Source organism: Paracoccus sp. J39 (assembly GCF_000518925.1).
Taxonomy (GTDB): domain Bacteria; phylum Pseudomonadota; class Alphaproteobacteria; order Rhodobacterales; family Rhodobacteraceae; genus Paracoccus.
In genome coordinates this window covers 103,859-125,171 of the sequence record NZ_JAEN01000013.1, presented here as the reverse complement: position 1 = coordinate 125,171, position 21,313 = coordinate 103,859, and the positions used below count along the sequence as shown (strand labels likewise).

Genomic DNA, 21,313 nt, shown 5'->3' with positions numbered 1-21,313 from the left:
CCCTCCTGCGCCCGGATCATTCGTCATAGGTGACGACCACGCGGTCGCTGACCGGATAGGCTTGGCAACTCAGCACATAGCCGGCGCGGACCTCGTAATCCTCCAGCGCGTGGTTCACCGCCATCTCGACCTCGCCCTCCAGCACCTTGCAGCGGCAGGTCGAGCAGACGCCCGCCTTGCAGGAATAGGGTGCGTCCATGCTGTTGGCCAAGGCCGCCTCCAGGATCGTCTCGCCCTGACGCGGCATCTGGAAATTGCGCGTGGCGCCGTCCAGCGTCACCGTGGCGGCAACGCCCTCGCCGGCCTTGACCGCCTCGCGCGAGACGGCGCGGGCCTTGGCCCGGCCGGGCTGGCTGGAGGCGAAGAGCTCGAACTTGATCTGATCGTCGCGCAGCCCGTGGTCGCGCAAGGACGCCGCGACGGTCAGCATCATCGGTTCCGGGCCGCAGATGAAGGCGGTGTCCACGGCCTCGGCGTCCAGCCAGTGCTGGAACAGCGCCGTCATCTTGCCCGCGTCGATGCGGCCGGTGAACAGGTCGATCTCCTGCCCCTCCTGCTCCAGCACATGGATGACCGAGAAGCGGCCGAGATGCTGGTTCTTCAGATCCTCCAGCTCCTCGCGGAACATGATCGTGTTGATCTGGCGGTTGGCATAGACCAGCGTGAACTGCGCCCGCGGCTCGCGCGCCAGCACGGTCTTGATGATCGACAGCACCGGCGTGATGCCCGAACCGGCGGCGAAGCCCAGATACTGCTTTTCCGCCCCGGGATCGAGCGGGGTGAAGAACTTGCCCATCGGCGGCATCGCCTCGATCTCGTCGCCGGGCGCCAGATTCTCGTTCGCCCAGGTGCTGAAGGCGCCGCCATCGACGCGCTTGATGCCGACGCGCAGCGCGCCCTCGTCCTTGCCGGCGCAGATCGAATAGCTGCGGCGCAGCTCCTCGCCGTCGAAGTCGCGGCGGAAGGTCAGGTATTGCCCCTGGGTGAAGTCGAACAGCGCGCGATCCTCGTCGCGGGGGGCAAGGGTGACGACCACCGCGTCGCGCGTCTCGCGCTTCACATCGATGACCTTCAGCGGGTGGAAGCGTGCCATGTGGGTATCCTTCCTGAAGCGGGACGCATTCTCAGATGCATTTGAAATAGTCGAAGGGTTCCAGACAGTCCTTGCAGCGATAGCTCGCCTTGCAGGGGGTCGAGCCGAACTGGCTGATCTTTTCGGTATTGGCCGAGCCGCAGCGCGGGCAGGCGATGGTCAGGTTCGCGCCGGTCATCCGGGCGATGCGCCCGGCGATCTGCCCGTCCGCCGCCGTGCCGTCGATGGGGGGCGCGATGCCATAGGCGCGCAGCTTTTCCCGCCCCTCCGGCGTGATCCAGTCGGTGGTCCAGGGCGGCGACATCTGGCGTTCCAGCCGCAGCTTGTCGATGCCGCGGCCGCGCAGCGCGGTCTCGATGTCCAGGTTGATGATGCTGGTCGCGGGACAGCCGGAATAGGTCGGCGTGACCTTCACGACCAGCGTATCGCCCTGCCATTCGACGCCGCGGATGATGCCCAGGTCGGTCAGGCTGATCACCGGGATCTCCGGGTCGGGCACCTCGGAAAGCCAGCCCCAGACCTCCTCGACGCTGGGATGGGTCGCTGCGGCCATGGCGCTTTACCAGCTTGCGCCCGGATAGGCGCGCTGCAGGAACTGCATCTCGGCCAGGATATAGCCCAGATGTTCGGTATGGGTGCCCTGCTTGCCGCCCTTATGCGCGAAATCGCCCTCGGGGACCTGCAAGGTCGCCTCGCCCAGAACATGGCGCAGGGTCTCGTCCCAGCCGGCGCGCAGGCTGGCCGGGTCGGGGGCGATGCCGCGCGCCGCCATCTCGGCATCCTTGTCGTCGCCCAGGAACATCTCTCCGGTATAGGGCCAGAGCGCGTCCAGCGCCTCCTGCATGCGGCGATGGCTTTCCTCGGTCCCGTCGCCCAGCCGCACCACCAGGTCGGACGAGCGTTCCAGGTGATAGGCGACCTCCTTGCCGGCCTTGGCCGCGATCTCGGCCACGCGCGGGTCCGAGGACACGGACAGCGCCTTCAGCAATTCATGGTGCCAGGCGTCGAACAGGAACTGCCGCATCAGCGTATGGCCGAAATCGCCGTTCGGGCGCTCGACAATCAGCAGGTTGCGGAAATCCCAGGCGTCGCGCAGATAGGCCAGGTCGTCGGCGGTCCGGCCCTGCCCCTCGACCTCGGCCGCGAGGCCGAGCCAAAGCTGGGTCTGGCCGATCAGGTCCAGCGCCACATTGGCCAGCGCAATGTCCTCTTCCAGGGCCGGCGAATGGCCGCACCATTCGGACACGCGGTGGCCCAGGATCAGCGTCGAGTCGCCGATGCGCAGCAGGGTTTCGAACAGCACCTCCTGCCCGGCATCGGGCTGGGGCACGGTCGGATGGGCGGGATGGGCCTCGGCCTCGCGTCGGGCGAGGTCCGCCACCTCGGGCGTGTTCATGTCGGGCAGCGACGGCATCACATATGCCCCACTTCTTCGGGAATGTCGAAAAAGGTCGGGTGGCGATAGACCTTGCTGTTCGACGGCTCGAACAGCGGGCCCTTGTCCGAGGGGCTCGACGCGGTGATCTGCGCCGAGGGCACGACCCAGATCGACACGCCCTCGTTCCTGCGAGTATAGACGTCGCGGGCGTTCATGATCGCCATTTCGGCGTCGGGCGCGTGCAGGCTGCCGACATGGCGGTGGTTCAGCCCGTGCTGGCCCCGGATGAAGACCTCCCAGAGCGGCCATTCCTTGGACATGGTTCTCTCCCTAAACTTGGTTCTGCGACTGGCGCGTGTTCCTGGCGATGACGGGTTATTCGGCGGCCTGCGCCCGGCGGGCGGCGGCCTTCTCGGCATGGGCCATCAGCCCCTCGCGGAACCAGGCGCCGTCCTCCCAGGCCTTGACGCGGGCGCCCAGCCGGTCCTTGTTGCAAGGCCCGTTGCCGGCGATCACGTCGAAGAATTCCGACCAGTCCGGCTCGCTGAAATCGTAGCCGCCCTTTTCCTCGTTCCATTTCAGGTTCGGGTCGGGCACGGTCAGGCCCAGATATTCCGCCTGCGGCACGGTCTGGTCGACGAATTTCTGCCGCAACTCGTCATTGGTGTTCATCTTGATCTTCCACGCCATCGACTGCGCGGAATGCACCGAGTCCTTGTCGGACGGCCCGAACATCATCAGCGCCGGATACCAAAGCCGGTTCAGCGCATCCTGCGCCATGCGCTTCTGCGCCGGCGTGCCCTGCGCCATCTTCATCATGATGGCATAGCCCTGGCGCTGGTGGAACGACTCCTCCTTGCAGATGCGGATCATGGCGCGGGAATAGGGGCCGTAGCTGGTCCTTTGCAGCGGCACCTGGTTCATGATCGCCGCGCCATCGACCAGCCAGCCCACCGCGCCCATGTCCGCCCAGGTCAGCGTCGGGTAGTTGAAGATCGAGGAATATTTCATCTTGCCGGCGTGCAGCAGTTCCATCAGCTCGTCGCGCGAGACGCCCAGCGTCTCGGCCGCCGAATAGAGATAGAGCCCATGCCCGGCCTCGTCCTGCACCTTGGCCAAGAGGATCGCCTTGCGCTCCAGCGTGGGCGCGCGGGTGATCCAGTTGCCCTCGGGCAGCTGGCCGACGATCTCGCTATGCGCGTGCTGGCCGATCTGGCGGATCAGCGTCTTGCGATAGCCCTCGGGCATCCATTCCTTGGGCTCGATCTTCTCGCCGCGGTCGATACGCTCCTGGAAGGCAAGCTCCTCGGGCGTCATCTCCTCGCGGGTCTTGGTGCCTTCGGATTTCACAAGCTGGGCATACATGGCTGGATCCTCCCCTGGATCAAACGCGTTCGATGATGATGGCGATCCCCTGTCCCACACCGATGCACATGGTGCAGAGCGCATAGCGCCCGCCGGTGCGATGCAGCTGATACATCGCCGTCGTCACAAGCCGGGCCCCCGACATGCCAAGCGGATGGCCAAGCGCGATGGCACCGCCGTTCGGATTCACATGGGCGGCATCGTCGGGCAGGCCAAGGTCGCGCAAGGTCGCCAGCGCCTGGCTGGCGAAGGCCTCGTTCAATTCTATCACATCCATCTGCCCGATGGTCAGCCCCGCACGCGCCAGCACCTTTTTCGCCGCCGGGGCCGGGCCGATGCCCATGATGCGCGGCTCGACCCCCGCAGCGGCCATGGCGACGATGCGCGCCTTGGGCGTCAGACCGTGCCGCCTCGCGGCCTCGCCCGACAGGATCGCCAGCGCCGCGGCGCCGTCATTCACGCCCGAGGCATTGCCGGCGGTGACCGTCAGGTCGGGACCGTTCACGCCTTTCAGCTTGGCCAGCGTCTCGGCGGTGGTGCCGGGGCGCGGATGCTCGTCGGTGTCGAAGACGATGGGCTCGCCCTTCTTCTGCGGCACCGTAACCGGCACGATCTCGTCGCGGAAGATGCCGGCCTTCTGCGCCGCTTCCCAGCGGGCCTGGCTGCGGGCGGCGAAGGCGTCCTGGTCGGCGCGGCTGACGGCGAAATCGGCGGCCACGTTGTCGGCGGTCTGCGGCATCGAGTCGATGCCGAACTGCGCCTTCATCGCCGGGTTGACGAAGCGCCAGCCGATGGTGGTGTCATAGACGGCATTGGCGCGCGAGAAGGCGGTTTCCGCCTTGGGCATCACGAAGGGCGCGCGGGTCATGCTTTCGACGCCGCCGGCGATGACGAAATCGCAATCGCCCGCCTTGATGGCGCGGGCCGCCATGCCGACCGCATCCATGCCCGAGCCGCAAAGCCGGTTCACCGTGGTCCCCGGCACGCCGACCGGCATCCCGGCCAGCAGCACCGCCATGCGGCCGACATTGCGGTTGTCCTCGCCGGCCTGGTTGGCGCAGCCATAGATCAGATCGTCCACCGCCGACCAGTCCACGCCGGGATTGCGCTCCATCAGGGCTTTCAGCGGCAGCGCCGCCAGATCGTCGGCCCGGACCGAGGCCAGCGCCCCGCCATAGCGACCGATCGGCGTGCGCACCGCATCACAGATGAAGGCGTCCTGCATGCTCTCTCCCTTTTGCTGGCAAAGCCGGTGATTCTCCAATTCACCGACCGGTTGGTCAGTTTATACATGGCAAAACATCACAAAGGAAGAAAATTATTCGGCTGTCTTGTAATGTTTTGACCAAGAATGAAAAAAGAGGCGTAAATTCAACGGGCTGCTTCTGACAGATCGGCCAGCCGCTCCTGGCTTTCGGGCGTCTGGCCGGGCAGGAAGCCGTCGCTGCCCTCGAAATGCGCGGCGATCCAGCGCTCGGCCGCCGGGGTCAGCCGCCGGTAGAGATCGCGAAACAGCGCCCGCGCCTCGTGTCCCTTCCAGTCGCCGGGCAGGGCGGCCTGCGGCAGGCGCGGGTCGCGCAGCAGCACGCCGCGATAGTCGTGGACCAGCAGCAGCCGGGCGATCAGCGCCGTCTCGTCCGAGGGTGCCGCGCCCGCCTCGGCCAGCGGTGCAAAGCGCGCCAGCAGGTCGAGATAGCGCCGGTGCAGCGCCGAAAGGTCCCAGAACTGGCCGATCCGGCCCAGCTCGGCCGGGTCCGCGGCCGGGAACAGCAGCGCGCCCTCGGGGACCGGCTGGCCGCGGTCGGGGCGGATGAACACCGCCCCGCCCATATGTCCCATGCGCTGGCGGCGGGCCTCGTCCTCGGCCAGGGCGGGGGCATGCAGGATCTGCCAGCCGCGCGCCGGCACCTCGGCCCGGTAAAGCAGCCCCGCCGCCTGGTCGAATTCCCGCTGGGCCGAGGCGTCCAGCCGGTAATAGCTGCGCCGGCCCAGCCGCTCGCCCCGCAGGCGGTGGGCGGCGACCAGCCGGGACACGGCGGTGCGCACCAGCGATTCGTTGATGCCGACGCGGCCGCAGACCTCGATCAGCGTCCCGGTCCACAGCACGCCGCCGCGCGGCACGACCACATCGCCATAGACGGTGACGATGAACGCGGCCGAGCGCAGCTCCATGCCCTGCAAAATCCCGTCGATCAGCCCACGCTCGGCCGTCCCGCCTTGCCGCATGTTTCCCCCGTCGCCTGCAACCGGACCATAGAACCCGGGAAAGCGGCCCTGCGCAATGCGGCTTGGCCGTCGGGGCCCCGACGGGCCAAGGTCACGCTCTTTGGCCCAGGAGCCCGGAAAACCCGGCCGTCTTGACCTGAATCAACGCTGTGCCGGATTGACATCCGCAGGATGGCGCACAAATCCCCCTAAGACGCGTGGCAGGATCGCGGCAGCAACAGCCATCCCGCCAAGAGCCGCCGCAGGAGACGCCATGGACAAGCCCGCCCCCGCCCTGCCCCCTGCCCCGGCCGCGGACCTGCCGCCGGTCGCCCGGATCGAGACGCTGGGCAGCGAGGTGTTCCGCACCTTCGACCGCATGCGCGAGGCGATGCTGGGCCAGTTCACCGGCGGCCTGTCGCCCGCGGCCCTGACCCTGGCCCTGCAGGACTGGACCATGCATCTGGCCGCCGCCCCCGGCAAGCGGCTGGAGCTGATGGACAAGGCGAACCGCAAGGCGGCGCGGCTTCTGTCCCATCTCGCCGCGCTTTGCGGGGATCGCGAAGCACTGGCCTGCATCGAGCCGCTGCCCGGCGACTATCGCTTTGCCGCCGAGGGCTGGAAGAAGCCGCCCTTCAGCATCTGGGCGCAGGCCTTCCTGCTGCAGCAGCAATGGTGGCACAACGCCACGCATGAGGTGCCGGGCGTCAATCCGCATCACGAGGAGATCGTCTCTTTCACCGCGCGGCAGATCCTCGACGTGTTCTCGCCCTCGAACCTGCCCTTCACCAATCCCGAGGTGATCGCCCGCACCCTGGAGACCGGCGGCACCAACCTGCTGGCCGGCATGCGCAACTGGTCCGAGGACGTGCTGCGCATGGCGACCGGCCAGCCGCCGGTGGGGACCGAGGATTTCACGGTCGGCAAGGACGTCGCGGTCACGCCCGGCAAGGTGGTCTATCGCAACCACCTGATCGAGTTGATCCAATACGCCCCCGCCACCAGGACGGTGCTGGCCGAGCCGATCCTGATCGTGCCGGCCTGGATCATGAAATACTACATCCTGGACCTCTCGCCGCAGAACTCGCTGATCCGGCATCTGGTAGCGCAGGGTCATACGGTCTTCTGCATCTCGTGGCGCAACCCGCAGGCCGAGGACCGCGACCTGACGCTGGACGATTACCGGCGGATGGGCGTTATGGCGGCGCTGGAGGCGATCAAGGCCATCCTGCCGCAGCGCAGGGTCCATGCCGTGGGCTATTGCCTGGGCGGCACGCTGCTGTCGATCGCCGCCGCCGACATGGCGCATGACGATGACGACGACCGGCTGGCCAGCCTGACGCTGCTGGCGGCGCAGACCGATTTCAGCGAGCCCGGGGAACTGGCGCTGTTCATCGACCACAGCCAGGTGAACCTGCTGGAAAGCATGATGTGGAACCGCGGCTACCTGTCGGCCGACCAGATGGCGGGGGCGTTCCAGCTTCTGCGCTCGAACGACCTGATCTGGTCGCGCATGGTGCACGACTACCTGATGGGCGAGCGGCGGCCGATGATCGACCTGATGGCCTGGAACGCGGATTCGACGCGCATGCCCTATCGTATGCATGCCGAATACCTGAAGCGGCTTTACCTGGACAACGAGCTGGCCGCCGGGCGCTTCATGGTCGAGGGCCGGCCCGCGGCGATCCAGAACATCCGCGTCCCGATGTTCGTCGTCGGCACCGAGCGCGACCATGTCGCGCCCTGGCGCTCGGTCTTCAAGATCCATTACCTCAGCAATACCGCGCTGACCTTCGTGCTGACCAGCGGCGGCCACAATGCCGGCATCGTCAGCGAGCCCGGGCGGCCGCATCGCCGCTATCGCATCGCCCTGCGCGAGGCCGGCGGCCGCTGCCGCAGCGCCGACACCTGGGCCGAGACCGCCGAGGCCCGTCCCGGATCGTGGTGGGAGGCCTGGACCGAATGGCTGGCCGCGCATTCGGCGGCCCGACGCGTCGCCGCCCCCGCCGGCATGGGCGCGCCGGCCAAGGGCTATGTGCCGCTGGCCGAGGCGCCGGGGACCTATGTCCTGCAGCGATAGCCTGCCGCTGCGGCATTCCCGACGCCGGGCGCCCCGATGCATTGAACTGGCCGGCGAATGCCTGCAAACACGATAGGCGACGGGAAACTGCCGAAGGAGAGCCGCATGAAGCCCGCCGATATCGCGCCGGAACAGGGCGCATGGCATGCCCGCAGCGGCGAAGAGACCTGCGTCGCGCTGGCGACCGGCCTCGACGGGCTCAGCCGCGACGAGGCCGCGCGGCGGCTGGAACGCTTCGGCCCGAACGCGCTGCCGCCGGCCGCCCGCACCCATCCGGTGCTGCGCTTCCTGGCGCAGTTCAATAATGCGCTGATCTATTTCCTGCTTTCGGCGGCGGTGGCGGCGATAACGCTGGGCCATGTCATCGACGGTGCGGTGATCGTCGTGGTGGTGCTGATCAACGCCATCGTCGGCTTCATCCAGGAGGGCAAGGCCGAACGCGCGCTGGACGCGATCCGCGACATGATCGCCCCGCATGCCGTCGTGGTGCGCGAGGGCGAGCGGCACACCCTCGACACCCGCGAGATCGTGCCCGGCGACATCGTGGTGATCGAGGCCGGCGACAAGGTGCCCGCCGACCTGCGCCTGCTGCGGGCGCGCGGGCTCAGCGCCGACGAGGCGATCCTGACCGGGGAATCCGTCCCCGCCGAAAAGACCGAGCCGCCGGTGGCGCCCGACGCCGCGCTTGGCGACCGCGCGCCGATCCTGCATTCCGGCACGCTGGTCACCTCGGGCCAGGGCATCGGCGTCGCGGTGGCGACCGGCTCGCAGACCGAGATCGGCCGCATCTCGGGCATGATCGGCGCGGTGCAGACCCTGACCACGCCGCTTCTGCGCCAGATCAACGCCTTCGGCACCCGCTTCACCTGGTTCGCGATCGCCACGGGGGCGCTGCTTTTCGCCTTCGCCACCGTGTTCCGGGGTTACGACTGGCTCGACGCGCTGATGGTGGTTGTGGCGCTGGCCGTCGGCGTGGTGCCCGAGGGGCTGCCCGCCGTCATCACCATCACCCTTGCCATCGGCGTGCGCCGCATGGCCGCCCGCAACGCCGTGGTGCGCCGCCTGCCGGCGGTCGAGACGCTGGGCGCCACCTCGGTGATCTGCTCGGACAAGACCGGCACGCTGACCCGCAACGAAATGACCGTGCGCCATCTGGTGACCGCCGCCAGCGTGACCGAGATCTCGGGCCTGGGCTATGCGCCCGAGGGCCGGTTCCAGGCCCCGGACGGCAGCGAGCCCGCGCCCGAACCCGAGCGCGACGCGCTGATCGGCGCCGGCCTGCTTTGCAACGACGCGCGGCTGGTGGAACGCGACGGCCACTGGACCGTGCTGGGCGACCCGATGGAGGGCGCGCTGGTCGCCACCGCCGCCAAATCCGGCCTGCACCCGGAGACCGAGCGGGCGCTGTGGCGGCGGCTGGACGAAATCCCCTTCGACGCGCAGCACCGCTTCATGGCCACGCTGCACGACGATCCGCAGGGCGCAAGGCGCATCTTTGTCAAGGGGGCGCCCGAGCGGGTGCTGGCCATGTGCGCGACACAGGCGAGCGGCGGCACCCCCCTGCCCCTGGATCCCGACTACTGGCAGGCGCGCATCGATGCCTGCGCCGCGGGCGGCGAGCGCGTGCTGGGCTTTGCCACCCTTGCCGTCGACCCCGAGACCGAGCGGCTGGGCTTCGACATGGTCGAGACCGGGCTGACCTTCCTGGGCCTTGCCGGCTTCATCGACCCGCCGCGCGACGAGGCCATCGCCGCGGTGGCCGAATGCCGCTCGGCCGGGATCGCCATCAAGATGATCACCGGCGACCACAAGGGCACGGCAGCGGCCATCGCCCGCCAGCTCGCCATCGCCGACGATCCGAAGGTGCTGGAGGGCGCCGCGCTGGACGGCATGCCGGACGAAACCCTGCGCCGGGTGGTCGAGGAGGTCAGCGTCTTCGCCCGCGCCACGCCCGAGCACAAGCTGCGCATCGTCGATGCGCTGCAGGCGAACGGCCATATCGTCGCCATGACCGGCGACGGGGTGAACGACGCGCCGGCGGTCAAGCAGGCGGATGTCGGCGTCGCCATGGGCCGCAAGGGCACCGAAGCCGCCAAGGAGGCGGCGCAGATGGTGCTGCTCGACGACAATTTCGCCTCGATCGTCGCCGCCGTGCACGAAGGGCGCACCGTCTACGACAACATCCGCAAGGTGATCGGCTGGACGCTGCCCACCAATGGCGGCGAGGTGCTCTGCGTGATTCTGGCCATCCTGCTGGGCCTGACGCTGCCGATGACGCCGGTGCAGATCCTGTGGGTCAACATGATCCTGACCGTCACCCTGGGGCTGGTCCTGGCCTTCGAGCCGCCCGAGCCGGATGTGATGAACCGCCCGCCCCGGCCGCGCGACGCGCCGATCCTGTCGCGCTTCCTGGTCTGGCGCATCGGCTTCGTGTCCGTCCTGTTCATGCTGGGGGCCTTCGGCATCTTCGCCTATGCCGGAATGCGCGGCTATGGGATCGAAGGAGCCCGCGCCATGGTCGTCAACACGGTGGTGGTGATGGAGATCTTCTACCTGTTCAACGTGCGCTACCTGCACCGCAGCTCGTTCAGCCTGATCGGCGCCATGGGCACGCCGGCGGTTCTGGGGGCGATCGCGGTGGTGGTCGCGGCGCAGCTGCTGTTCACCTATGCGCCCTTCATGCACGAGCTGTTCGACAGCGCCCCGGTGGCGCCGGCCGACGGGCTGGTGATCCTGCTGATCGGCTTTGCCACGATGGTGATCCTGGAGGTCGAGAAGGCGCTGACGCGGCGGGCCATGCTCTGAGGGACCGGGCCGGCGGACCAAGACGCCGGCCGGCTCCGAGATTGCGGGCGCGCTCAGCCGTTGCCGGCATTGGCACGCGCCAGGATCCGCGTCACCTCGGCATCGCTGACCTGCTCGAAGTCGCGGTAATACAGCCCGACGGCGTGGAACGGCTCGGGGGTGCCAAGGCAGACCACCGCATCGGCCTCGGCCCGGATGTCCCGCAGCGCATCCGCCGGGGCCACCGGAACGGCCACGATCACCCGCGTGGCGCCGGATCGCGCCAGCGCCCGCAGCGCGACGCGCATCGTCGCCCCCGTGGCGACGCCGTCATCGACCACGATGACGGTGCGGCCGTTGATCTCGGGCGGCGGACGGTCGCCACGGTAAAGCTGCCGCCGCCGGGCGATTTCGCGGATCTGCCGGGCCTCCTCCGCCGCGACATGTTCAGGCGTCGCGCCGGTCGCGGCAACGAGCCGGTCGTTGAGCAGCAGCTGCGGGGGCGAGCCGTCCACCACCGCCCCGATGGCGAGCTCCGGCTGGCCCGGTGCGCCGATCTTGCGCACCAGGATCACATCCAGCGGGGCGCCAAGCGCCCGCGCGACCTCATAGCCGACGGGCACTCCGCCGCGCGGCAAGGCCAGGACCAGCAGCGGCTCGTCCCGTTGCCCGGCCAAGGCGGCGGCAAGCTGCCGGCCCGCATCAACGCGATCTGCGAACATCCCCGCCCCTTTCCCGGTGATCCGCAGCAGAAAACCCGCCATCCGCGGGAATGTTCCTTCGGCCGCCACAGGCTGGCCCGGCCAGAATGCGGCATGAGCGCACCCGGCTATGCCATCGCGGCTCCGCCGTGCCCGTCTAGTGGCCCGCTGGCGGCAGGCTTGCAGCCGCGGCCCTTCCGGTGTGGAGCAGGCTTTTCGCCTGAAATCGGCTGAAACGCGCCAATGCCAAGGTGCAAAGCTGTAAACCGCATTATGCAGGTATTATGCGGATTATACCTGGCTTATAGTTGTATTTCCTTTAAATTATCGACCAGCTGAAAATACCTTGAAAAGGGTGCTGAACGCCGGCCGGCAGCCGATGGCGGGTCAGCCAGAGAGGGGCGTGCCGGTCATTCGGCAAGCCTCGCTTACGGGTTTCTTGCATGCGCCCGCCGGGAAATTGCCAGTTGGCAATTTCAGCCGCCGAATTGGCGCTGCAGGAATTCGTGAAACGCCGCCTGCAGCTCCTCGTGGCCAATGTCCTGGCGGAACTCCAGCCGGATCTTGCGGCCGCGCCGGGTGACGGTCAGTCCGCCCTTGGGGCCGCCGGTTCCGATCACCTCGCCCTCGGCCTGCGGCTTCGGGCCGAGCGCCGCGGCCTTCAGCCGCGCCAGCACCTGCGGCACCGCAAGGAATGCCCCCTGCCCTGCCCGGGCGGCGGCCTGCTCGGCGCCGATGGCCGTCGCCTCGGCCAGCACCTTGTCCTCGGCATCCTGCAGCAGGGGCCGCAAGCTGCGCGCATGCAGCTCTTTCAGGTCGGTGATCTGCGGCCAAGCATCGACCACCACACGCGGCAAGCGCGCGAGATAGAGATAGCGCGAGAGCCACGCCTCCGAGACCTCAAGCCGGGCCGCCATCGCCTTCTGCTTGCCGCCGTAATAAAGTTCGAGCGCCTGCAGATAGTCCCGCGCCCGCTCGTAATCGCTCAGATCGGCGCGGTCGCGGTTCTCGATATCGGCCAGGCGAAAGGCCTCTTCATCGGTCAGGTCGCGGATCTCGATGAGATAGCGGAATTGCGGATAGTTGTTGGCGCGCAGCCAGCTGACGGCGAAATGCCGGCGGGCGCCGCAGATCACCTCGTATTCCGCCCCCTGCCCCGGCGGCAGCTTGCGCACGACGGCGGGAAATTCCTGCTGGCCCTGGGCCTTGAGGCTGTCGATCAGGTCCCGGCAGTTCTCCTCGGTCAGCAGCTCATAGGCGCGGTTGTGGCGCGCCCACATCACGCAGCTGTCCGGATCCACCCAGCGCAGCACCTTTTCCTCGCGCTCGCCGCTCTCCGACAGCGCATTCTGCCGTTTGAGGAACCGCGCGCCGCCGCGGTCGGGCGATTCCGGGACCGAGAGATCCTTCAGCACGTCGTCGAAGATCGCATCATGGCGCTTGCTCACAGCAGGCCCTCCTTGCGCAGTTGGCGGTGATGGCTGGGCCAGGTCTTGCGGATCAGCAGCTCGACCTCGCGCCCGACCGCGTCCAGATAGGCGCGGCAACGCTTGTGGGTCTCGGTCCGCGTCGCCGGGCCGGTCAGCTCATAGACGGTCATCAGGTTGGCGGTGGCATTGTCGATTTCTGCCGAATCCTTCAGCGAGGCGTTCAGCATGTCCTGCGGAAAGACGGCATCCATCATGCGCTTGATCGCCTGATGGGCCGATTTCTGGTCGTTCATCTTCGAGGTCAGGATCTTCACGAAGCTGTATTCCCTGGCCCCGCCGTGACGCGCCAGCTCGACCAGGGTGGATTCCATCATCTTCAGGAAATGCGCGGTCGAGGCGAAGTCGATATTGTTCGGCGGCGCCGGGATCAGCAGCGCATTGGCCGCCCGCAGCACCGATAGCGACAGCATGCCAAGCGCCGGCGGCGGATCCAGCAGGATGATGTCGAACTGATCGGCGATCGAGGCCACGCCTTCGCGCAGCCGGTCCAGAATGAAGGCCGGATCCCGCGCCATGCGGGCGGCAAACTCATATTCGGCGTCGTAAAGGCCCAGATTCGCCGGAATCAGCGCGATGCCGGGCCAATAGGTCGCCCGCAGCGCGTAATGCAGCGTCCGGGGGCCGCCATGCTGGAGGAACGGATAAAGCGTATCCTCGTCCTCATCGACATCCACATCGGGGTTGAGGCCGAAGACAGCCGTGGTCGAGGCCTGCGAGTCGCAATCGACGACACAGACCCGATAGCCCTTGAGCGCGAAATATTGCGCCAGATGCACCACAAGGGTGGATTTCCCGACCCCGCCCTTGAAGTTCTGCACCGCCATGACCAGCGGCGGGTCTTCGGGCGCGCGATGCGGCAGCGTGCCGAAGACCTCGCGCATCCGGTTCACTTCGGCCAGGGTATACCCGTTGCGGCGATTGGTGGTCGCATCCTTCACGGGTTCGGGCAGCCGGCCATCGGCTTCGGCGTCGCGGATCGCCTTTTCCGAGCGACCGACCATTTCGGCCGCGGTTCGGACATTGAACAGCAGCTCCAGCTGCTTGCGGGTGCCGGGCGCGAAGACGCGTTCGCGCAGGCGTTCGATGACGGTCGAGGCGCGGCGGCTAAGCACCGCGAGCTCTTCCAGGGTGACGGGAGGAAAGGCTGGGGTCATGGCTATCTTTTCTGCTCGTTTTCGTCACTATGTCCAAAACGGCGCCAACCGTAAAGTTCGGATTTATGGGCTTTGCAGGTGAAAAAGCGGAAGTTCGCGCGGTTGCGTCCAGGCACCGGAAATTCCTTTATCTCTGCCCGGGTGACGCTGCTTTTCAGGCTGCAATCATCCCGATTTGTAAGGGTTGCGCCGTTCGCTGGCAGATTGCTCCCATGAATCCTGTGGATAAACAACCATCCGCTTCATTCTGATTCTTGGATTCTAGATTCGGATGCGCCATCCACCTGAAAAAACGGCAAGAATTCCTCCAACGCTTACAGATCGGGATGATTCCCCCTACCTTACGGGATGGCTGGCCTTACGGATCGGGCAGCCTGTTCTTACATGCCGGGTGCGCTCCAAACCTTACGAATCGGGTGGAGTCGGCGGCAGGAAAAAACGCCCGGAATTTCCCAGCGAAAGCAAGGGGCTGCGAATCACCTTCTCGGACGGGTTCCCGCCGTTGCTTACATTTTGGGTGCAACCTTCGCTGCTCGCTTGAAAACTTACATTTCATCCGATACAAAAGTAAGAACGGCAGGGTAGGGGAACATGGCCGAGTCGGCGATTCGAACAGTAGAGGCGCGTCCGAATGCGGACAGTCTGATCAAGCCGGGAGAGCTTGTCGATCTGATCGAGGTCACGCCGCTGACCCTGAACGACCGGCGAATCTATAACCAGCTGCTGGAGAATGCCTGGGATGCCATCGACAAGCCGGTGACGCATGTCATCGCCAAGTCGACCTTGCGGGGCAGCCATAATTCCAATGATCGCGTGGGGGAAAGCCTGGAACGGCTCATGTCGGCCATCGTGAAGGTTGCCGTGATCTGGGACGGGGAACCGGCTATCGAGCGGGTGCAGCTGCTGGGCGGCAACCTGGAAAGCGGCCGGGCCGATGGGCTGCTGGAATACGAGATCCCCGCGCGTCTGCGCAAGATCATCCGCAACAGCCAGGTCTTTGCCCGGCTTCAACGCGAGGTGATGTTCGCCCTGTCGTCGAAATACGCGCTCACGCTTTACGAGATGGTGCAGAAGCGCGGCAACCTGCGCTGGAAGGCTTCGGAACGGTTCACCCTCGAGGCCTTGCGCGGGATCATGGGGGTCCCAAAAGGTAAGCTTTCGTCCTGGTCGAACCTGAAACTGCGCGCGATCGACCCTGCCGTGGCCGAGGTGAACGCGCTTTCGGACTACATGGTCGAGATCTCGCCGATCAAGACCGGCCGGGCCGTGACCCATGTCGAGATGCGCTGGTGGCGCAAGGATGGCGATGCCAGCGGCGCGGCCGACCGGGCGCTGCAGTTTTCCAAGGTCGGCCGGCGCGTAAAGGCCGAGGGCCGCACCGAGCAGGTGTCGGCGGGGCAGGCGCCCCGCCCGCGCCCCGCCTGGCTGCAATCGCGTGGCCCGGCGCTGCAGACCGCGACCTATGAGACGGCGCGCCTGCGCCATCCCGGCTACGACATCTATTTCGTGGAGGGGGAATGGAGGAGTTGGAGCGCGGGAAAGGAGCCGGCCAAGGACCCGGACCGCGCCTTCCTGGCCTTCTTCCGCAGCTATGCCGAGAAGAACCCGCTTTAGGAAATTGCCAATTGGCAATTTCCACGGCGCTCAGCGTGCGATGGCCCGGGTGTCGCGCCCAAGCCATGGCCGGTTCGTTCCATGCATCCGGCAGAAAGCCCGGTGAAGCGCGCCGATCAGTTCGGCGGCAGGATAGTCATTCCGGCCGCGGCGGCGCTCGCCAGTATGGCAGGCAGGTCGGGTTCTTTCGGAGCCGGCAGGCCGATGAAATCCTCGGGCAGTGCCTCACCGATACTGGTGAAGAATTGCTGATGCATGCGGCCCGGTGCGTTCAGGATCAGCAAGCGTGCCGGTGCGGCCCCAACCGCCTTGAAGGCGTGAACAGCGCCGTCCGGGATCGGCACGAAATCCCCGCTGCGGGCCAGGCGCTCTTTCCCGTCGATCAGGAATGCGACCTCTCCGTCGAGGATATAGAAAGCCTCGGTTTCGCCGGCGTGGTGGTTGGGCGGTGCTCCGGCCCCGACCGGGACGATACATTCCACCAGGCAATATTTGCCCTGCACCTCGTCGGGGAAAGCGTGAAACGACATGAGGATATTGAGAACATTGTATTTCCGCGCCGTGCTGGTCATGGCTGACAATCCTAGTTGAGCCGAGTCGGTATTGATGATACTAGAGTCTCATAATAAGACAACGGTATCGATAATGACCACCGCAAAGGGCCGCACGGCCCAGAAACAACGCACCCGCCGCGCCATCCTCGAGGGCGCGCGCCAGCTGATGCGCGAGGGGCGGCCGGTCACGGTGACGGCCGCCGCCGCTTTGCACGGCATTTCGAAGGCGACGGCCTACCGCTATTTCTCGGACCCGGCGATGCTGGCGGCCGAGGCGGGGCTGGACGTGGCGGTCGAACCCTATGAACAGATCGTGTCGGGCGCTGGCGATCTGCGGCAAAGGCTCAAGGCAATCAGCCTTTATATCTTCGACCTTTCGGTCAGCCACGAGGCCGGGTTTCGCCGCTTTGTCGGCATGACGCTGGCGGCCTGGACGCCCGAGGCGAAGGCGGGGTCGCCGCAGATGCGCGGCGCCCGCCGGGTGGCGCTGTATGAGCAGGCCTTGCAAGAGGACGGCGGCGGGCTGGCGCCGGCTCGGGCCCAGGCGCTGATCCGGGCGCTGTCGCTGGCGACCGGCACCGAGGCGATGATCGCGCTTTACGATATCGTCGGCGCCGATCCCGTCACGGCGCGGCGGACGGTCGGGGATGTCGCAGATGCCATCCTCGACCGCTATCTGGGGCCAAATCCGCCGGCCTAGGAGCGGCGGGGCATGGGAAGGGGGCGAGGCCGGCGCTTCGGCCTGTTCGTGACCCCGGCCGGGCAGGCCGTGCGCGACCGCGCCGACCTGATGCCCAACCGCGCGCTGGCGGCGATGTTCCGGCCGCTCTCGCCGGACAAGGTGCGGGCCTTTATCGCCACCATGGACAAGCGGGCCGCCCGGCTGGACAGTCCGGAATATGCGCAGCGCATCGCCGGGAGCTTCGACAACCACGATTTCGGCAGCGGTGACGAGGCAGCCCGATGCGGGGCAGGGGCCTCATGCCCCTTGCAGCGCCGCCTGAAGCCGGATCGCCGCCAGCCCGGCGGCGATGGCCAGCCCGCTGGCCACGATCACCACGGTGCCGATCCTCCGGCCGCCGACCAGCGCGGCCATCGTCGCCTTCGAGGCGGTGTTGACCCCGACCGCCACCAGGATCGCCTGTGCTGCCGTGGCGATGGCCAGATCGCCGCCGCCCAGCCGCGCCATCGAAATCGACACCGCATCCACATCGCCGATCCCCGAGATCGCGGCGACGATCAGCACCCCGACATCGCCGTATTGCCGGCGCAGGATCTCGGCGGCCAGAAGCACCGCGGCGATGAAGCCGGCGATCTTCAGCGCCGTCCCCACCGCCAGCGGATTGTTGATCGGCAGCGCCGGGCCGTGCTGCGCCCGGCTCTGCCGCAGCAGCAGCGCGGCGGCGCAGGCCATGACCAGCGCCGCCGCGGCCAGCGGCAGGGCCAGATGCGGCAGCAGCGCCCGGTTCAGCCCGACGGCCACCGCCCCGACGCGGAGCAGCATCACGATGCCGGAAATCAGCACCCCCGCGCCCAGCAGCCGGGCGGCGCCCGGCTCGGCCCTGCCCAGCCTAGCGAAGGCCAGCGTGGTCGCGGTGGATGAGGCCAGCCCTCCGGCCGCCGCCATCACCACGATTCCCAGCCGGTCGCCGAAGGCCCTGACCGCGACATAGCCGGAAAAGGAGATCCCCGCGATCAGGATGGCCAGCAGCCAGATCTCGCGCAGGTTCACCGCATCCCAGGGATCGATGCTGCGGTCGGGGATCACCGGCAGCAGCAGGAAGGACATCGCCGCCAGCGTCAGGATCGCCCGGATCTCGGCCCAGCTCAGCGCCGCGACCCAGCGGTGCAGGTGCTCGCGCGCCGCCAGCAGCAGCGTCATCGCCACGGCGGCGGCGATGGCGGGGATCAGCGGCCCGGTCACGGCCAGCGCCCCCAGCAGGAACACCAGCATCCCCGCCACCGCCGAGGTGGCGCTGACATCCTGGTCAAGCCGCGATTCCAGCCATTGGAAGGCGGCAAAGACCAGCGCGAAGCCGCAGAACACGATGCCGATGACCAGGCCGCCGAATTCCAGCGCCAGCACCCCGGTGGCGCCGCCGGTCAGTCCGGCCAGCGCAAAGGTCCGCAGGCCGGCGGCGCGCTGGTGGTCGCGCTCGGCCCGGGTGCGCCAGCCGCGCTCCAGTCCGACCAGCAGACCGATGGCCAGCGACACGGCAAGACGGCTAAGAACCTGATCCTGTTGCATCGCCGCATTCTGCCACCGCCTTCGGCGGCTGGCCAGCCGCGAAGGACCGGCATGATCGCCGCGGCGCGGCATGGGAATTTCGCCACGCCGGCACTGGACGAATGCCTTGCCGCGCCTGCATGATCACCTTTCCAAACAGCGAGCTTCGACCATGACCGAGACAGGACCCTTCACCGTCAGCGATCTCATCGAGGAAAGCGGCGTCGCCTTCGGCACCAGCGGCGCGCGCGGTCTGGTCACCGCCATGACGGACCGGGTGGCCTATGGCTATACGCAGGGCTTCCTGCGCTACCTGCGCGAGATCGGCGAATTCGCCCCCGGGACCGAGGTCGCGCTGGCGGGCGACCTGCGCCCCTCGACCCCGCGCATCCTGCGGGCCTGCGCCCAGGCCATCCGCGACGCGGGCGGGCAGGTGGCGTTCTGCGGGCATGTGCCGACCCCGGCGCTGGCGCATCATGCCTTCGCGCGGCACATGCCCTCGCTGATGGTCACCGGCAGCCATATCCCCGACGACCGCAACGGCATCAAGTTCCACCGCGCCCGGGCCGAGGTGCTGAAGCCCGACGAGGCCGGCATCGCCCGGCAGGCGCTGGTGCTGGACCCCGCCCGTTTCGGCCGCGACGGCGGTCTGGCGGATGCCGCGCCGCTGCCCGAGCCGCGCGACATCGAACAGGACTATCTGCGCCGCTATCTCGACTTCTTCGGTCCGGATGCGCTTTCGGGGCTGGTGCTGGGGCTCTATCAGCATTCCGCGGTCGGCCGCGACCTGCTGGCCCGCATCCTGCGCGCGCTTGGCGCCGAGGTGCTGCCGCTGGGCCGCTCGGACCGCTTCATCCCCGTCGATACCGAGGCGCTGCGGCCCGAGGATGTCGCACTGGCGCGGGGCTGGGCGGCCGAGCACCGGCTGGACGCCATCATCTCGACCGACGGCGATTCCGACCGGCCGCTTCTGGCCGATCACCGGGGCGAATGGCTGCGCGGCGATATCCTGGGCCTGCTTTGCGCCCGCGAGCTGGGCGCCGAATGCGTGGTCACGCCGGTCAGCAGCAACACCGCGCTGGAGCTGAGCGGCGCCTTCGCCCGCACCATCCGCACCCGCATCGGCTCGCCCTATGTCATCGCCGCCATGGAGGAGGCGGCGCGCGAGACCCTCGGTCCCGTCTGCGGCTACGAGGCGAATGGCGGCTTCCTGCTGGGCAGCGAGATCCGGCGCGAGGGGCGGCGGCTCGCCGCCCTGCCGACGCGCGATGCGGTGCTGCCGGTGGTCGCCGTGCTGGCCGCGGCCCGCACCCGGCCGCTGGCCGAGCTTTGCGCCGGGCTGCCGCAGCGGGCGACCTTCAGCGAGCGGCTGAAGGATTTCCCGACCAGCCGGTCCAGGGCGATCCTGGCCTGGCTGAGCTCGGGCGACGAGGCCGAGCGGAGCGCGCGGATCGAGGCGCAATTCCCCTTTGCCGGCCGGTTGCAGCGGATCGACCAGACCGACGGGCTGCGGATGGGATTCGCAAGCGGCGCGATCATCCACCTGCGCCCCTCGGGCAATGCGCCGGAACTGCGCTGCTATACCGAGGCCGAGACCGAGGACCGCGCCCGCGCCCTGAACGCCGAGGCGCTGGAGCGCATCCCCCGGATTCCCGTCCCCGCCGCCTGAATCCCGCGGGCAGAGGCTTGCCGGGCTTGCGCGCCGAAACCGAACGCTGCGACGATCCGGTCGTGCCGGGCCCCTGCCTGCCGGGGCAAGGCGCTCCCGCTGCGGCAGGGGCCGGGGCATGAAACGAGCCTGCCGGCGCGGGGCTGTTGACAGCCGCCGCGGCCGAGGGATTGCTGCGCCGGGCAGGCGTGGCGCAAGGAGAAATGGATGACACGGTTTTCGGCGAATCTGGGCCTTCTCTGGGCCGACCTGCCCTTGCCGCAGGCGATCCGTGCGGCGCATCGCGCCGGGTTCGACGCGGTCGAATGCCACTGGCCGCAGGAGGTGCCGCCCGCACAGGTCGCCGCGGCTTTGGCCGAGACCGGCCTGCCGATGCTGGGCCTGAACACCCGCCGCGGCCGCCCGGGCGAGAACGGCCTTGCCGCCCTGCCGGGCCGCGAGGCCGAGGCCCGGGCCGAGATCGAGCGCACGCTGGACTATGCCGCCGCCATCGGCTGCGGCGCGGTGCATGTCATGGCGGGCAATGCCGAGGGCGACGCGGCGCAGCAGGTTTTCCTGGCCAATCTCGACCATGCCTGCCGGCTGGCGCGGCGGCAGGGCATCACCGTCCTGATCGAGCCGCTGAACCGCCGCGACGCGCCCGGCTATTTCCTGACCGGCTCGGACCAGGCGGCGCGGATCATCGAGGCGGCCGGGCACGACAACCTGCGGCTGATGTTCGACTGCTACCACCTGCAGATCATGGAGGGCGACATCTCGCGCCGGCTGCGGGCGCATCGCGACATCCTGGGCCATGTGCAGATCGCTTCGGTCCCCGACCGTGGCCCTCCGGATCACGGCGAGCTTGACTACCGCCATGTCTGCGCGGTGTTGGAGGATCTGGGCTGGACGCGGCCCCTTGGCGCCGAATACCGGCCGGAAGGGCCGACCGAACCGACGCTGGCGTGGCTTCACCGGCGCCGGCTGGTCCGGCCATAGCGCCCGGCCCGGCGCGGGGCC

General features: G+C 68.1%; 18 protein-coding genes. 6 read left to right on the top strand and 12 right to left on the bottom strand.

Annotation, left to right across the window (positions count from 1 at the left end; genetic code table 11):
• Window positions 1-16: 16 nt before the first annotated feature.
• From paaE to L632_RS0114100, 7 genes are all read right to left on the bottom strand, one after another.
• Window positions 17-1,093, bottom strand: a complete 1,077-nt coding sequence (gene paaE, locus L632_RS0114130; RefSeq protein WP_028713633.1) for a 1,2-phenylacetyl-CoA epoxidase subunit PaaE — start codon at window positions 1,091-1,093, stop codon at window positions 17-19.
• A 31-nt stretch (window positions 1,094-1,124) separates the two neighbouring features.
• Window positions 1,125-1,646: a 1,2-phenylacetyl-CoA epoxidase subunit PaaD gene (gene paaD / locus L632_RS0114125; protein ID WP_028713632.1), complete on the bottom strand. Its 522-nt coding sequence runs from the start codon at window positions 1,644-1,646 to the stop codon at window positions 1,125-1,127.
• A 6-nt stretch (window positions 1,647-1,652) separates the two neighbouring features.
• Entirely contained in the window at window positions 1,653-2,507 is an 855-nt protein-coding gene (gene paaC / locus L632_RS0114120; protein WP_028713631.1) for a 1,2-phenylacetyl-CoA epoxidase subunit PaaC, read from the bottom strand.
• Window positions 2,507-2,791, bottom strand: a complete 285-nt coding sequence (gene paaB, locus L632_RS0114115; RefSeq protein WP_028713630.1) for a 1,2-phenylacetyl-CoA epoxidase subunit PaaB — start codon at window positions 2,789-2,791, stop codon at window positions 2,507-2,509. Before paaB ends, paaC begins: the two co-directional genes overlap by 1 nt.
• A 55-nt stretch (window positions 2,792-2,846) precedes the next feature.
• Window positions 2,847-3,836 carry a 1,2-phenylacetyl-CoA epoxidase subunit PaaA gene (paaA, locus tag L632_RS0114110; RefSeq protein ID WP_028713629.1) on the bottom strand — a complete coding sequence of 330 codons (990 nt, stop codon included), beginning with the start codon at window positions 3,834-3,836 and terminating at the stop codon, window positions 2,847-2,849.
• 19 nt (window positions 3,837-3,855) lie between these two features.
• Window positions 3,856-5,061 carry a 3-oxoadipyl-CoA thiolase gene (gene pcaF, locus L632_RS0114105; protein ID WP_028713628.1) on the bottom strand — a complete coding sequence of 402 codons (1,206 nt, stop codon included), beginning with the start codon at window positions 5,059-5,061 and terminating at the stop codon, window positions 3,856-3,858.
• A gap of 146 nt (window positions 5,062-5,207) precedes the next feature.
• Window positions 5,208-6,062 carry a PaaX family transcriptional regulator C-terminal domain-containing protein gene (locus L632_RS0114100; protein WP_028717018.1) on the bottom strand — a complete coding sequence of 285 codons (855 nt, stop codon included), beginning with the start codon at window positions 6,060-6,062 and terminating at the stop codon, window positions 5,208-5,210.
• 253 nt (window positions 6,063-6,315) lie between these two features.
• Here L632_RS0114100 and L632_RS0114095 point away from each other — a divergent pair, with 253 nt between their 5' ends.
• Both L632_RS0114095 and L632_RS0114090 read left to right on the top strand, forming a co-directional pair.
• Window positions 6,316-8,121, top strand: a complete 1,806-nt coding sequence (locus L632_RS0114095; protein ID WP_028713626.1) for an alpha/beta hydrolase — start codon at window positions 6,316-6,318, stop codon at window positions 8,119-8,121.
• Window positions 8,122-8,226: 105 nt separating this feature from the next.
• Window positions 8,227-10,926 (top strand): cation-transporting P-type ATPase, encoded by a 2,700-nt coding sequence (locus tag L632_RS0114090; protein WP_028713625.1) that lies wholly within the window; start codon window positions 8,227-8,229, stop codon window positions 10,924-10,926.
• Window positions 10,927-10,979: 53 nt separating this feature from the next.
• Here L632_RS0114090 and L632_RS0114085 read toward each other — a convergent pair whose 3' ends face one another.
• From L632_RS0114085 to L632_RS0114075, 3 genes are all read right to left on the bottom strand, one after another.
• The gene (locus tag L632_RS0114085) at window positions 10,980-11,627 is read right to left on the bottom strand and encodes a phosphoribosyltransferase (RefSeq protein WP_036698346.1); all 648 of its coding nucleotides are present in this window, start codon (window positions 11,625-11,627) and stop codon (window positions 10,980-10,982) included.
• A 455-nt stretch (window positions 11,628-12,082) separates the two neighbouring features.
• Window positions 12,083-13,054, bottom strand: coding sequence for a ParB/RepB/Spo0J family partition protein (locus L632_RS0114080; protein WP_028717016.1), 972 nt, complete (start codon window positions 13,052-13,054; stop codon window positions 12,083-12,085).
• Window positions 13,051-14,250, bottom strand: coding sequence for an AAA family ATPase (locus tag L632_RS0114075; RefSeq protein WP_028713622.1), 1,200 nt, complete (start codon window positions 14,248-14,250; stop codon window positions 13,051-13,053). Before L632_RS0114075 ends, L632_RS0114080 begins: the two co-directional genes overlap by 4 nt.
• Before the next feature lie 591 nt (window positions 14,251-14,841).
• On the opposite strand from L632_RS0114075, the gene L632_RS0114070 reads away from it, so the two are divergent.
• The gene (locus L632_RS0114070; protein ID WP_028713621.1) at window positions 14,842-15,864 is read left to right on the top strand and encodes a replication initiation protein; all 1,023 of its coding nucleotides are present in this window, start codon (window positions 14,842-14,844) and stop codon (window positions 15,862-15,864) included.
• 116 nt (window positions 15,865-15,980) lie between these two features.
• Here the strand turns inward: L632_RS0114070 and L632_RS0114065 are convergent, their stop codons facing one another.
• Window positions 15,981-16,436, bottom strand: a complete 456-nt coding sequence (locus tag L632_RS0114065; RefSeq protein WP_028717015.1) for a cupin domain-containing protein — start codon at window positions 16,434-16,436, stop codon at window positions 15,981-15,983.
• 73 nt (window positions 16,437-16,509) lie between these two features.
• Between L632_RS0114065 and L632_RS0114060 the strand changes: the two genes are divergently transcribed.
• Window positions 16,510-17,118, top strand: coding sequence for a TetR/AcrR family transcriptional regulator (locus L632_RS0114060; protein ID WP_028717014.1), 609 nt, complete (start codon window positions 16,510-16,512; stop codon window positions 17,116-17,118).
• 279 nt (window positions 17,119-17,397) lie between these two features.
• On the opposite strand, the gene L632_RS0114055 is transcribed toward L632_RS0114060, so the two are convergent.
• On the bottom strand, window positions 17,398-18,666 hold the full coding sequence (locus L632_RS0114055; RefSeq protein ID WP_028717013.1) for an MgtC/SapB family protein: 1,269 nt from the start codon (window positions 18,664-18,666) through the stop codon (window positions 17,398-17,400).
• Window positions 18,667-18,817: 151 nt separating this feature from the next.
• Between L632_RS0114055 and L632_RS0114050 the strand changes: the two genes are divergently transcribed.
• Together L632_RS0114050 and L632_RS0114045 are read left to right on the top strand one after the other, a co-directional pair.
• Window positions 18,818-20,314 (top strand): phosphomannomutase, encoded by a 1,497-nt coding sequence (locus tag L632_RS0114050; protein ID WP_028713617.1) that lies wholly within the window; start codon window positions 18,818-18,820, stop codon window positions 20,312-20,314.
• Window positions 20,315-20,521: 207 nt separating this feature from the next.
• A complete protein-coding gene (locus L632_RS0114045) occupies window positions 20,522-21,292 on the top strand; it encodes a hydroxypyruvate isomerase family protein (protein WP_028717012.1) in 771 nt (256 codons plus the stop codon).
• The last annotated feature ends 21 nt before the right edge of the window (window positions 21,293-21,313 follow it).

Bases quoted from the DNA above. Each gene is read 5' to 3' on its own strand.
- paaB (WP_028713630.1), bottom strand. From the start codon at position 2,791: ATGTCCAAGGAATGGCCGCTCTGGGAGGTCTTCATCCGGGGCCAGCAC.
- L632_RS0114055 (WP_028717013.1), bottom strand. From the start codon at position 18,666: ATGCAACAGGATCAGGTTCTTAGCCGTCTTGCCGTGTCGCTGGCCATC.
- L632_RS0114075 (WP_028713622.1), bottom strand. From the start codon at position 14,250: ATGACCCCAGCCTTTCCTCCCGTCACCCTGGAAGAGCTCGCGGTGCTT.
- L632_RS0114060 (WP_028717014.1), top strand. From the start codon at position 16,510: ATGACCACCGCAAAGGGCCGCACGGCCCAGAAACAACGCACCCGCCGC.
- paaE (WP_028713633.1), bottom strand. From the start codon at position 1,093: ATGGCACGCTTCCACCCGCTGAAGGTCATCGATGTGAAGCGCGAGACG.
- paaD (WP_028713632.1), bottom strand. From the start codon at position 1,646: ATGGCCGCAGCGACCCATCCCAGCGTCGAGGAGGTCTGGGGCTGGCTT.
- L632_RS0114065 (WP_028717015.1), bottom strand. From the start codon at position 16,436: ATGACCAGCACGGCGCGGAAATACAATGTTCTCAATATCCTCATGTCG.
- paaC (WP_028713631.1), bottom strand. From the start codon at position 2,507: ATGCCGTCGCTGCCCGACATGAACACGCCCGAGGTGGCGGACCTCGCC.
- L632_RS0114090 (WP_028713625.1), top strand. From the start codon at position 8,227: ATGAAGCCCGCCGATATCGCGCCGGAACAGGGCGCATGGCATGCCCGC.
- L632_RS0114085 (WP_036698346.1), bottom strand. From the start codon at position 11,627: ATGTTCGCAGATCGCGTTGATGCGGGCCGGCAGCTTGCCGCCGCCTTG.
- pcaF (WP_028713628.1), bottom strand. From the start codon at position 5,061: ATGCAGGACGCCTTCATCTGTGATGCGGTGCGCACGCCGATCGGTCGC.
- L632_RS0114095 (WP_028713626.1), top strand. From the start codon at position 6,316: ATGGACAAGCCCGCCCCCGCCCTGCCCCCTGCCCCGGCCGCGGACCTG.
- paaA (WP_028713629.1), bottom strand. From the start codon at position 3,836: ATGTATGCCCAGCTTGTGAAATCCGAAGGCACCAAGACCCGCGAGGAG.
- L632_RS0114045 (WP_028717012.1), top strand. From the start codon at position 20,522: ATGACACGGTTTTCGGCGAATCTGGGCCTTCTCTGGGCCGACCTGCCC.
- L632_RS0114100 (WP_028717018.1), bottom strand. From the start codon at position 6,062: ATGCGGCAAGGCGGGACGGCCGAGCGTGGGCTGATCGACGGGATTTTG.
- L632_RS0114050 (WP_028713617.1), top strand. From the start codon at position 18,818: ATGACCGAGACAGGACCCTTCACCGTCAGCGATCTCATCGAGGAAAGC.
- L632_RS0114070 (WP_028713621.1), top strand. From the start codon at position 14,842: ATGGCCGAGTCGGCGATTCGAACAGTAGAGGCGCGTCCGAATGCGGAC.